10 protein-coding genes and 1 pseudogene are annotated in these 11,501 nt (G+C 47.0%); 3 read left to right on the forward strand and 8 right to left on the reverse strand.

From position 1 onward, the window contains the following. The 3 genes from UCI88_RS08260 to UCI88_RS08270 form a co-directional block, all read right to left on the reverse strand. On the reverse strand, window positions 1–720 hold a 720-nt coding region (locus tag UCI88_RS08260; protein ID WP_330024172.1), incomplete at its 3' end, for a PD-(D/E)XK nuclease family transposase. A gap of 356 nt (window positions 721–1,076) precedes the next feature. After that, window positions 1,077–2,210 carry an alpha/beta hydrolase gene (locus UCI88_RS08265; protein ID WP_256179320.1) on the reverse strand — a complete coding sequence of 378 codons (1,134 nt, stop codon included), beginning with the start codon at window positions 2,208–2,210 and terminating at the stop codon, window positions 1,077–1,079. A gap of 142 nt (window positions 2,211–2,352) precedes the next feature. Further along, complete coding sequence (locus UCI88_RS08270; protein ID WP_302357275.1) at window positions 2,353–3,495, reverse strand: MFS transporter; 1,143 nt, start codon at window positions 3,493–3,495, stop codon at window positions 2,353–2,355. Window positions 3,496–3,664: 169 nt separating this feature from the next. Here UCI88_RS08270 and UCI88_RS08275 point away from each other — a divergent pair, with 169 nt between their 5' ends. Further along, on the forward strand, window positions 3,665–4,546 hold the full coding sequence (locus UCI88_RS08275; protein ID WP_256179321.1) for a LysR family transcriptional regulator: 882 nt from the start codon (window positions 3,665–3,667) through the stop codon (window positions 4,544–4,546). 591 nt (window positions 4,547–5,137) lie between these two features. Here the strand turns inward: UCI88_RS08275 and UCI88_RS08280 are convergent. Beyond that, window positions 5,138–5,719 (reverse strand): hypothetical protein, encoded by a 582-nt coding sequence (locus UCI88_RS08280; protein WP_256179322.1) that lies wholly within the window; start codon window positions 5,717–5,719, stop codon window positions 5,138–5,140. Between the two features lie 242 nt (window positions 5,720–5,961). Between UCI88_RS08280 and UCI88_RS08285 the strand changes: the two genes are divergently transcribed. Continuing rightward, window positions 5,962–6,654, forward strand: coding sequence for a hypothetical protein (locus UCI88_RS08285; RefSeq protein ID WP_256179323.1), 693 nt, complete (start codon window positions 5,962–5,964; stop codon window positions 6,652–6,654). Between the two features lie 46 nt (window positions 6,655–6,700). Here UCI88_RS08285 and UCI88_RS08290 read toward each other — a convergent pair whose 3' ends face one another. From UCI88_RS08290 to UCI88_RS08305, 4 genes and pseudogenes are all read right to left on the reverse strand, one after another. Beyond that, entirely contained in the window at window positions 6,701–6,907 is a 207-nt protein-coding gene (locus UCI88_RS08290; RefSeq protein ID WP_256179324.1) for a terminase TerL endonuclease subunit, read from the reverse strand. Window positions 6,908–7,199: 292 nt separating this feature from the next. Next, window positions 7,200–8,114: a DUF4268 domain-containing protein gene (locus UCI88_RS08295; protein WP_226885084.1), complete on the reverse strand. Its 915-nt coding sequence runs from the start codon at window positions 8,112–8,114 to the stop codon at window positions 7,200–7,202. A 43-nt stretch (window positions 8,115–8,157) separates the two neighbouring features. Then, window positions 8,158–9,453, reverse strand: a pseudogene (locus UCI88_RS08300) (RtcB family protein). Beyond that, window positions 9,437–10,798, reverse strand: a complete 1,362-nt coding sequence (locus UCI88_RS08305; RefSeq protein WP_006555382.1) for an IS701 family transposase — start codon at window positions 10,796–10,798, stop codon at window positions 9,437–9,439. The pseudogene UCI88_RS08300 and the gene UCI88_RS08305 overlap by 17 nt, the downstream one beginning before the upstream one ends. A gap of 160 nt (window positions 10,799–10,958) precedes the next feature. On the opposite strand from UCI88_RS08305, the gene UCI88_RS08310 reads away from it, so the two are divergent. Next, window positions 10,959–11,276, forward strand: coding sequence for a hypothetical protein (locus UCI88_RS08310; RefSeq protein ID WP_009014513.1), 318 nt, complete (start codon window positions 10,959–10,961; stop codon window positions 11,274–11,276). Window positions 11,277–11,501 lie beyond the last annotated feature (225 nt).

Consider the following 11,501-nt stretch of genomic DNA (forward strand, 5'->3'; position numbering starts at 1 on the left):
CTCCTGGCGACCTTCCAGGCGCCCTTCCTGACGTTCTTCAAGGCTCCATTTTTCAAGTTCTGCGCACATAACAGCCACCTCCTCCGGGTTGTTTTTGTAACGATGGACCGTTTCTTTCAACGGTTCCAACACCATGTCTTCTACGTTTTCACTGCGAAAATCGTTCATCAACTTGCCCATGTCATCATTTCCCTTATAATTGCCATTGACGTAGATGATGTGACTGCCGTCCTCAAAGGGACGGTTCAATTCTTCGATGATCCGGTTGACATGGTAACGGGCCAAGCCATGCTGCCAAACATCGTTTTCGGTAATAAAGATGACGTAGCTTTCCGGCAGTTGTTCATAGTCGCTGCCTTTTCTCAAGCTGTTGAGATCGAGCAGGCTGCTGTTGAAACGGGCCCGCTTCGTTCCCGCGCCTTTATCGGCACGCTGTACTTCGATATCGTATTCCGTTCCCGTCGAATCGGTGGCATGCACATCCATCCGTATCCCATGACCGGAAAGGTTGGGAATCGTATCCTCAATCTGCACCGTTTGTACCTGTAAATCCGGCTTTTCCATAATAATTCGCAAGATACATTCGACAGCCGGAATGTTGTCCTTAAAACAACGCTTCATGAAATCGTCATCCATAAGGCGCCATCGTTTGATAATGTTCAATGCCCGCTGATGGCGTTTGGCGTTTTGCGCCGCGGTAATCGTTTCATTCGTAGGCATCTAAGCATCACCTTTCTTTTATGTCCATTATACAAAGTTTCCCGCCTTTCGACAACAGATACCGTTCCGGTATGACCATAACCTTCCCTTTTCAGAAGGAATAGACCGTCACAGACAAATGTCGACTATATCACGCCTGAACCAGACGTATGGCAGCGAAAAAAAACCTATCCCTGACGCCCATTCCTGCCGACGACTCATAATCCCCAGACACTTCGATCGTATGGAAAATTTTCTTTAATAGCCTATCTCCGGCAAGAAAATGCATTCCATTACGGATACGCCATCTCAGTAAGATTTCCCTTGCGCAAAAAAGGTCTGATTTTAGGGAATCAGGCCTTTCACTTACAGCAACATTATTTTAAATGGTCTTTAAAGAACTGTTCAAATTTATCAAAGGGGATTTTCTGGGTATTATCGTAGAGGTCCGTATGGTTGGCACCGGGAACGATATAGAGTTCCTTATCCTTGGAACCGATGGCGTTATAAGCATCTTCGCTGAAATAACGGGAATGGGCTTTTTCACCGGCCACAATCAGCGTCGGTGTACGCATTTCCTTGGCGTATTCCATGATGGGCATATTGATAAGGCCAAGGGGCATGATCGTCGCCCAGGAACCATTGGGATTGGAGTTTACCGAACGCGGATGATAGCCGCGGCTGGTCCGATAGAAATTAGCATATTCGGCGACAAACTTCGGCGTTTCCGATGTAATATCTTTTTCCGGATCCAGATTATTGGCCGGAGCTAAGTCGGTATAGCCGTGTTTCGAGCTTTCCCAGCGAGCATTATTCAACTGTTCCTTCATCTGGTACCGTGCGTCTGCACTCTGCGGGGCTACACGATCGTATTGCCCCTGGGGATCCATGGTAATTTCATAGCCATTGGCCATGACCTGGGTCATATTATACATCGTGCTGGTAGCCACGGCTTTGACGCGGGTATCCTGGATGGCATCATTCAAAGCAAAACCGCCCCAGCCGCAAACGCCCAAGATACCGATCTTGTCGCGGTCTACCATATCCAAGGATCCCAGGTAGTCGACAGCGGCGCTGAAATCTTCCGTGTTAATATCGGAAGACGCCGTATTGCGCGGATTGCCGGAGCTTTCACCGGTGAAGGAAGGGTCAAAAGCCAAGGTCACAAAACCACGTTCGGCCAAGGTCTGTGCATAGAGACCGCTGACCTGTTCTTTTACGGCACCGAAAGGACCGCTTACGGCAATGGCGGCTAATTTTCCCTGGGCGTTTTTCGGCACATACAGATCCCCTACCAGGGTAAATCCATAACGGTTTTGAAAGGTTACTTTACGGTGATCCACCTTATCCGACTGAGGGAATATCTTATCCCATTTCTGTTCCAACTGGATCGTTTGCCCCGGTACAGATACGGTCGTTGCATTTTCAGGTAAGGCTGCCAAAGAAGTAGCCGTAATAGCAGCAGCCAACAGAGCTGCCATCGAAGTCGTTTGAATTACTTTTTTCAACATAGTATTGTCTCCTTTATCATCAAAAATTAGCTTCATGTATTATTCAAATAAGATATCTTGACTCCATTATAAACGGAAGCCTCAAAGTATAACAAATACCTCTATCTTATATTTTGATATGTTTTATAATTATATCTATTACTTATGATACATCGATTCCTAGGACCGGATTCATGTTGCGTTTCCGACATTGCCCCCAAAAAAGAACGGCCGCTGCCACCAGGAACAATAATCCACCGTAAACGACGAATTTTTCACCAAAAGAATCAATAAACATGCCGCTTACGGTCGTAGCAGCCATGGTTCCGATATTGACGGCTGTGAGGAAGAGGCCGTTAGCAAAATCAGGAGCCTCCGGCGCCGCGTGGGAGAGCCAGAATTGGTTGATGTTGGCATTGATACCGGCCAGGACTCCCCAAAAAATCGTAAGGGCGGCCACCATCACGCCGCTGTCCCCTCCCGTAAGAAACAGGAGATACACAGCTCCCAGCAAGAAGGGAAATACTTTCACCGTCTGTTCGGCCCGGCTGGAAAGCAGGTGTCCGGCCGCCATGCTGCCAAAGATATTGCAAAGGCCGTAGCCAAACAAGAGCAGACTGACAAGGTTCGGCGCCAGCCCGACTACACTTGCCAGATAGGCGGCCCAATAATTGAAAACACCAAAGACAGAGCCGTTCAAGAACAGAATGGCAAAGATAGAGGCCCAAACCATGGGCTTTTTCAACACAGCCAATTGTTCGCCATAAGACAAACGCCCGACTGCCGGCATAGAAGGCACAAAGAAGGCCGTCGCCATCATGACGAAAAACGTCGTAAGGGCAAAGAAAGACATGGAAACGGATAGAGAAATATGTTCCGCCAGAAAATTACTGATCGGAACCCCGACGACCATGCCCGCCGACACTCCGATGTTTATTTTTGCCACCGCCTTCGGCGCCGCTTTCACACCGGCTACCTCCGCTGCCATCGTAAACGCCAGGGAGCAGTAGACCGGATGGAAAAAGGCCGGAATGATCCGCACGACCAAAAGCAGATTGAAATTCGAAGCAAAAACAGAAATGGTATTGCATATCGTAAAGAGTCCCAGCACCAACAGCATGACATACTTACGGTTGAACCGGGAGAAAACAAGGGGCATAACGGGACCGGAAAGAGCAACACCCAAGGCAAAGAGACTGATAAGCAACCCGGCGTGGACGATGGTCACATCGTAACGCTGGGCAATATAGGGCAAAATCCCGATAAAGCCCATCTCCGTATTGAGGATGCCGAACACCCCTGTCATTAGAATAAAGATCAAAAGACGCTTGTTCACCTGCAAAGCATCACTCCTTTCTTGTTGATGGATTAAGGATATCACAGACCATCACAAATAACTAATACCTATAATATTTATCTGGTTATAATTGGATTACATACCTGATTCTGTTATAATGGTGATAGAGGTGATGGAAATGGAATTTCGTGTCCTGAAATACTTTTTGGCAGTCGCCAGAACGGAAAATATCTCCCACGCCGCAGAAGCCATGCATGTGTCCCAACCGGCATTGTCCCGGCAGCTCATGGATTTAGAAGAAGAGCTCGGCGTGAAGCTCCTAATCCGAGGCAATCGGAATACTACGCTGACAGAGGCCGGTTTCCTGCTCAAAAAACGAGCTGAAGAAATTGCCCAACTCGTCGATAAAACCGTAGATGAACTGTCCCACGCCCAGGAAGGCGTAAGCGGCAGCGTTCGCATCGGCTGCGGCGAAACGGCCGGCATGAGGGTCGTAGCCCGCGCAATCCAAGATTTGCGAAAAGAGTATCCCAACATCCACTATCAGTTTCAAAGCATGGACGGTATGGTCGTAAAAGAGCAGCTAAAGAGAGGCACCTTGGATTTTGGCGTATTGATACAGCCTGAACCCCCACAGGATTATCCCCATATCGAGCTGGCCCACGAAGACATCTGGGGCGTCCTGATGCGAAAAGACAGCCCGCTAGCCGCACACACGACCATTCGGGCCGCTGACCTTGAGGGGCTCCCCTTAATCGCTTCCCGACAGGCCCTTACCGCCAAAGAACTTGGCGTATGGTTTGACAAGGATGAAAGCGAACTCAATATCATTGCCACGTACACCTTGATTTACAACGCCTCTCTCTTGGCCGAGGAAGGTGTCGGCTACGTACTCTGCCTTGATCGACTCGTCCACCTCCCGAAAGACGGAAAGCTCGTATTCCGGCCGTTAGAACCCCAAAACAGCTGCCGCATCTTCTTTATCTGGAAAAAGAATCAACTCTTTTCAGAGGCCGCCCGATTATTAAAAGAAAAAGTGATGGAATTGTCCAAAACATAGTCTGCCCTAAAAGGCCACTTCCATCAAGATCTAAGCCCCCAACTACAATATCATCATTGCAGCAAAACAAAACCGACCTCCTAAAGTCAGACCAAAGATCTAACCTCAGGAGGTCGGTTAATTTATGCGAATATACGCCTCTCGCGGCCAATATTATTATAATTCCATATTACGGTGCCCCGCTGGCCATGACCAGAGCGATTACCTCTTCTGCCCCGTTTCGCTTCAAGACTTTGGCGCAAGCCTCGAGGGTCGCACCGGTGGTGAAGATGTCGTCTCAATCTACGCTAACTTTAATACAGTGAAATGATAGAAGAAATTTTGCTCCCGAGTGCATAGTCAAATGTCTTATTTCCTTACGTACCGATGTAATAGTCCTGCGGTTTATCCCGCGTTCGGAACAATCTGGAAAAGGATGGGATTTTCATAAATTACCTCCTAAAAAAGGGTGCAAAAAAGCACCTACAATTTCTCGCAGATGCTTTTGAATTTCAATAAAAATTTATTTCGCCCACCGAATCGATACCCATACAAATATCTTCGAAGGAATGCTTGGCGGCATTTTCTCAAGAGGCGAATAGCATTAGCTAATCAATCTTGACTTCCATCTTGGTTTTTCGGATCCCAGTATTTATTAAAATCCGAATATTTTAACTGATAGTTTTTCTGCAATGCCGCTAGCATATCATCAGGTACTTTAGCGTGATTATGTAATCGTCTTATGCGATTAAATTCAAAGCGCACATCCTTAGCCGTCAGCAATTTATTTACTAACTCCGAACTTAAGGGGAAATATACACTATCACTGGCGAAAACACGAAAATCATCAGCAAAGCTGTCTGTATGAATATCATAAAAAGGAGCAGAACCCGCACGCAAATGTTTATATTGTGGATTTAACGCATATAAGGTATATTTTTGTCCGTCAATATTAAGGGTGCAATAATGAAGAACCTTTTCCTTTTTTATCTTTACCGATACCCTTATCCAATATTCATTGGATCCATCGGATTTAGCATAATTTATAAATCCAGTTTGCCAACTCTTTAAGTCATCAAAAGTGGTATACGAAACAGCGTCCTCACTTTCTGGTTCATAAGACGTCTGAAAAGCCAAAATAGGCATTGAAAGTATTGTCATCATCATAGTTGTAATAAGCACTTTTTTTATCATCAGCAGTCACCCCAAAAAATCACGATGGTACCCCAATTTCATCCCGTATGAAGAATAGAGTTTTTCTCCTATAACAAAAGTAATTAGCTCCATATATTATATAAGGCACATACATATTATGCAATGGGGATATTCATTGAAACTTCCGAATTCTCTCTATTAGAAAAACATAAAAAACGGTATAATGAAAAAAAGCGAAAAGTGCCTATATGAAAAATCTCGATGAAAAAAGGTGATTTGTCATGAATAAAAAGTTTTTTCACTTTTTTGTGCTGATATTGTTTAGCTTTATTTCTCAAGTCTCCGCTAATGATTCACAATGGCATTTGCTCAGCTCTAGCCCCTCTGTAAATGTATTCGTGAATACACAACAAATTATCTACGAACAGGGAACAGATACCGCGCGTTTCTGGACTAAAAGCAGTTTTCCAACTGGCGACGAGACCCTTATGCAATACGAGGTAAATTACAAAGATAAAACCATGTTATTGCTCACCATGAAAGATTCGAAAACGGGAGAGATCAGTCCATCATTTAAAAACTCCCCAGCACCGCCTAGAAAATCCCCGATTCCGCCTGAAGGCTGGATGGACAACACAGCGAACATCATCGCGATTCATCTTGGAAGGCCCCCTCTTTACACTGCAAGCCCCTATAACTGGGTAAAAATTAACACTGCAAAATATGGCGATACTTATATTCTTCCCGATTTTTTAAATTACAACAAAGAAGAAAACAGCTGCGATATATGGGTGAAACAAGTTATTAAATGGCCAATGCAGGGAATACGAACACATAAATACCGCTTCTTCTTTACAGACAAATCTCTGTCGGACTTAAGTACGAGGGTCGTTTCCCGCACACCTATCGTTGCAAATTCCGAAAACGAACTATGGTATAACACGGTAAAAAACCTTGTCTTTAAAACGAAATAACGCCCCGTTCATCATAGACGCTCCCGCCAATCGCTCCATTACGGATTCAGCGATCCAGAGCCATAATAGACGCCACAAATCCGTCGATTTTTTCGACGGATTTTTCTTTGTCCGGCTTGATGTTTCCTGATGGATCCTGACGCATGACAACGTTCCCTGCCATCCATCGAAGTACAGGATTTCCACCATGAATGATGTTTCCCTCCATCAGTAACTTAAACATTTCCTTTGCCGGAGGAGACATATCCTTCAAGCCCTGTAACCTCCATACGAAAAGGACCTCCTAACGTCAGCTCAAAAGCAAACGATTAGGAGGTCAATTTATTACGAAAATCCATGCAGATATCTAGCTTATATTATTATAATTCCATATTACGGCGCCCCGCTGGCCATGACCAAACCGATCACCTCTGCTGCCCCGTTTCGCTTCAAGGCTTTGGCGCAGGCTTCAAGGGTCGCACCGGTGGTGAAGATGTCGTCTCAAAGGTGTCTGTATTTGATACAATCGAACGATAGCAGGGATTTTGAACACCCCCGTGTTCACTTCAATCGTTGTTGTACTGATTGGCTATCTTCTTGAGCAGAAGTGCTTTTTCCATGAACCAGTCAAAGTAAGTTTTATATTCTTTTCTATCAAACGCCGCATCAAGCTCCTTGGTCAAAAGCATACGTCCATCTTTTTCACCTTCTGACCACTCAATGGAAGCGCCTAATTCCTTTTCTATCGTATCTTGATTATCTTTCAGCTGCCTATACCAATCCTTCCCCTTGGCAACATACAAGCCCGCTGTCGCCCGATGGCGGGATGTGTTGATTGTAAATTCTACCACCACAGATGATACGCCGGTACTTAGGTTGTACCAATTGGTCGCGAAAGCCTTTCTGCATGAGAAGCTCTTGCTGAACTTACTGTCTTTATCGAAGGCATAATCACAGAACTGCTGCCAAAAGTTCAATTGGAATTTCCGCAGTGGCGTCAAGGTTTCTGCAGCTTTTACCGTTTTTGCCCATTCGTTGGGACGTTCTACAACATTAAACCGTGGTGCCGGCAATGAATCCCCAATGCGCCAGAGTTCAATTTCAATCAGGAAAAAACCAATATTTTCATCCGTATGCTGATTCAGCCATCCGATAGCCTGTTCATGCTCATCACGAGCCCTTTTGACAATCCAGACTATAATTTCAGCGTCTTTCCCTGCCGCATACATAATGATTTTTCCCAAATGATCATGGTCGGTATCTTCCAGCTGATTCTCGATGATAATCCCACGGGAACTCCCGCTTTCGCGGGCGTAGATGTCTACACTGAAACTTCCTACTGGAGATTCCGTTTTCTCAAGCTCCAGGTCAATTTCAATGGCATCACTCAGCTGTTCCAGATTTTCTTTTTGGGCAAGCCATTTTGAAAAATCCTGTTCCTCATGCGGCCAGATAGACCGCAAGTCATCAATCCGTTTCATGCACCCTAGTTTTTCCATATATGTCACTTTGCTTCCCGATGCTTTAGAAATGCTTCTCCTCTGCCGCCTTGAAATTATAGACTGGTTTCATCACGTCGATAACGTCCACGGTGTCACCGATGACATCCAAGATATCATCAAGGGATTTATAGGCCATAGGAGCTTCGTCGATGGTGCCTTCGTTTACCGATGTCGTATATATGCCTGCCATCTCCTGCTGGTATTCCTTGAGGGAAAGCTCTTTGATTGCCTGTGTACGGGACATGATGCGGCCTGCGCCGTGCGGGGCAGAGTAATTCCATTCAGCATTGCCTTTGCCAATGGCCAGGATGCTTCCGTCACGCATGTTGATGGGAATAAGGACCTTTTCACCCTTATGTGCGGCGATGGCTCCTTTTCTGAGGATCATCTCATCGACATCGATGTAGTTGTGGATGGTATGGAAGGCTTCGCCGGGCTGAAGGCCAGCTCTTTCCAGCAGTTTTTTGGCAATCTGCTCCCGGTTCAGTCTAGCAAACTGCTGGCAAAGAGCCACATCATGCAGATACTGCCTCAGGTATTTTCCGGAGACAAAGCAAAGATCTTCCGGCAGCTTTTCCCTGCGTTGTTCTGACTTCGCCTGCTGGATGGCCTCCTGGATCTCTTTTTGCCGTCCTGCCGCCTTGTATTCTGCTATGATATGCTAGAGCCGTTCTTCCAGTGTTTCATCATGGGCATTCAGCTCAACGGCCATGCGCTGATAAATCTCCGCCACCTGTTTTCCCAGGTTCCGGCTTCCTGTATGGATGACGAGATAATGTCGGCCATCATGGGTTTTATCGACCTCGATGAAATGATTCCCGCCGCCCAGAGTGCCGATACTGCAGGCAATCCAGGACAGATTCTTCAGCTTGTCATAGCAGTAGAGTTGCTGCAAATCAAAGTCAGCCTGCTTCTCGAGCCAGACATTCATCCCGGAAGGCACGATGTAAGCCGCTTCATCGAGTCTGGCAAAATCAATCGGCTGCTTGTCAAGAGCAATCGTATACATGCCACAGCCGATGTCCACGCCGACGATGTTCGGTACTGCCTTGTCTGTGATTGTCATCGTCGTACCAATCGTACAGCCTTTCCCGGCATGGACGTCCGGCATAATCCGCACCCGGCTCCCCTTCGTCAGCTCATAGCTGCACATGCGGCGGATTTGTTCCCTCGCTTTCTCATCGATACTCTTGGCATACGATATTGCCGTTGTAACTGTTCCTTCAATCCGTTCCATTGTCGCTTCACCTGCCGTCCCTGAGTTCCATAATTTTCTACTATTATACAACAGTTTACAGCTTTTAAGCCGCTTGCTCATCGCCCCAAGCCAATGCTTGCAAAGCCTTGAGCAATGTGCTTGAATTTATGCTACTTTGGGCTTTGGACACCAAAGTGGCGAAAAATACTTCCTTGTGGATCTGCTGGCTTAGCGCGTGCCGCAGCTCTTGCGGGCTCTTGTCCCGGTAGGTGTTCAGCCGCTCGTCCTCATACGGCAGGATCTTCATGAGAGCGTGCCCGGAATTCGTTAGGTTCAGCAGATGCTCAATCGCAGTCTTTGTGCGAACTTTGTAGCTGCCGAGCTCCCAGAACATCTTCTGCTCGTAGTAGTTCGTCTCAATGCCCCAGCGGAGCTTGTAGAGCTTGAGCGGGTAAATCGCCATATGCTTGGAGCTGGTGTTGCGGAGCCCTTTGTTCTCCTGCCAAGCAATGCTCATGTGCAGCGCCATCGGATCTATGGTGCTGAAAAAGAGACGGTACGAGCCACTCTTGCTCAGCGTCACATAGGCATGGACGGTATGGTCGCCAAAGATGCGCGTTTTCACCAGACGGTGAGCAACAAAATAGTTGTCCATCCGGCAAAGGTAATTCGTGAGATCATTGGCAATCTCGTCCAGCATCAAGCGTTTACCGTACTTTGGTGGACGGCCGCGACGGCCTGCCGTCGAATCCGGCAACTCGAACATGGCCGTATCGTGGCGTGCATTGCAGGTCACATTGAGATTCGGATAGCTGAGAGCATGTGCGAGCAACTCGCGCTTGGCGTACCAGCTATCGAAGAGCAGGATGACCTGGCGTTTTTCAAGGATTGGCATGACTTCATCGAGAAGCTGGCAGGCAAGTGTCAGCTTCGAGGCTTCGCCGTTGCTCATGACGTAGCCAATCGGCACCGCGATATAACGGATCTGCTGCTTGCCTGCGGTCTCATGGAGGACCGGCACGCTCATCGTCAGGCTGACGAAGGCATGCCCATTGAAATAGGACTTGCCATCGTGTTTGGCGTGGTCGTACAGGATGCCTACACCGTCGAAGTGCTTGCCCCACTTGGCAATGGACGTGTCGTCCACGCTGAGCAGGATAGGCTCCTGCCGCAGTGCCTCTGGCACTATGGCAAGCGCCTGCAGCGCCAAGGCCTGGCGAATGGATGCATCCGTGACGAGGCCGTTGCCAAGGGCGCGGTAATAGCTGTTGAGCGATGCGTCCGTCTGCTTCGATAGGAACTGCCGGAACAGGCAGCGCACCGACGGCGCCGACTCCAGAGCCAGTTGAGCAATGAGTAACCACGCCAGCAGATGGCGCGTCCGTCTCGTCGCAGATGGGAACAAGGAAGAAAAAGTCGTCAGGAGTCTGTTAACTGTCGGCTGACTGGTGTATAATTGAGACATCACGTAGCACCTCTCGTGTTTGGTTTGTGGTGAATCTTGAAGTGGTAAACTAAAATTGGACACGGAGGGGGTAATTTTTGGACATACGGTGTATACTGTACGGATAGTACGAAATTAATTATCGGACAGAAATTCTCCCTCACAGGACAGGAGGTTTGCCGTGAAGTACACAAAAGAACAGAGATTGGACATTGGCCGCCGCATTTACGACGGCGAAATCAGCCGGTATGAAGCTGCAGAGGAATACGTTATCAATGAGCAGACGGCACGGAATTACATGAGAATGTACCGGGATGCCAACCAGTTGCCGCCCAAGCAGGGACGAAGAAGCATCTGTGCGCCCTCGTTCAAGAAAGCTCCGGCAGAGCTGGATGAACTGAAGGCGATGACAAAGGAAGAACTTATCCAGGAACTAATCAAGGCCAAGATAACCGAGGCACGGCTAAAAAAAGGCTACGAGGTGAAGGGGGATGTATAATGTACCCATAGTCATAGACAGTTTGAGAGAGAGTATAGAAAGTGATATGGACATGAAAAGAGTATATTCTATATGAATAGATTTTATATTTGTAAAATTACTATTTTGGGACATTTAGCAAGAAAAAAACAAGTATTGGACAGCTTTCTCTTGGTAAATCCTAAAAAATGGACATTTTTTTCTTTTTGATTGTCTAAAATCGTTTTTGAGCAACTTTTTTCCAAA

Source organism: Megasphaera massiliensis, assembly GCF_036305205.1.
GTDB classification, from domain to species: Bacteria; Bacillota; Negativicutes; order Veillonellales; family Megasphaeraceae; genus Megasphaera; species Megasphaera massiliensis.

What these genes read in the sequence shown, in the direction of transcription:
- UCI88_RS08270 (WP_302357275.1), bottom strand. Translation starts at nt 3,495, where the DNA reads ATGACAGGGGTGTTCGGCATCCTCAATACGGAGATGGGCTTTATCGGG.
- UCI88_RS08265 (WP_256179320.1), bottom strand. Translation starts at nt 2,210, where the DNA reads ATGTTGAAAAAAGTAATTCAAACGACTTCGATGGCAGCTCTGTTGGCT.
- UCI88_RS08305 (WP_006555382.1), bottom strand. Translation starts at nt 10,798, where the DNA reads ATGTCTCAATTATACACCAGTCAGCCGACAGTTAACAGACTCCTGACG.
- UCI88_RS08275 (WP_256179321.1), top strand. Translation starts at nt 3,665, where the DNA reads ATGGAATTTCGTGTCCTGAAATACTTTTTGGCAGTCGCCAGAACGGAA.
- UCI88_RS08280 (WP_256179322.1), bottom strand. Translation starts at nt 5,719, where the DNA reads ATGATAAAAAAAGTGCTTATTACAACTATGATGATGACAATACTTTCA.
- UCI88_RS08295 (WP_226885084.1), bottom strand. Translation starts at nt 8,114, where the DNA reads ATGAAACGGATTGATGACTTGCGGTCTATCTGGCCGCATGAGGAACAG.
- UCI88_RS08285 (WP_256179323.1), top strand. Translation starts at nt 5,962, where the DNA reads ATGAATAAAAAGTTTTTTCACTTTTTTGTGCTGATATTGTTTAGCTTT.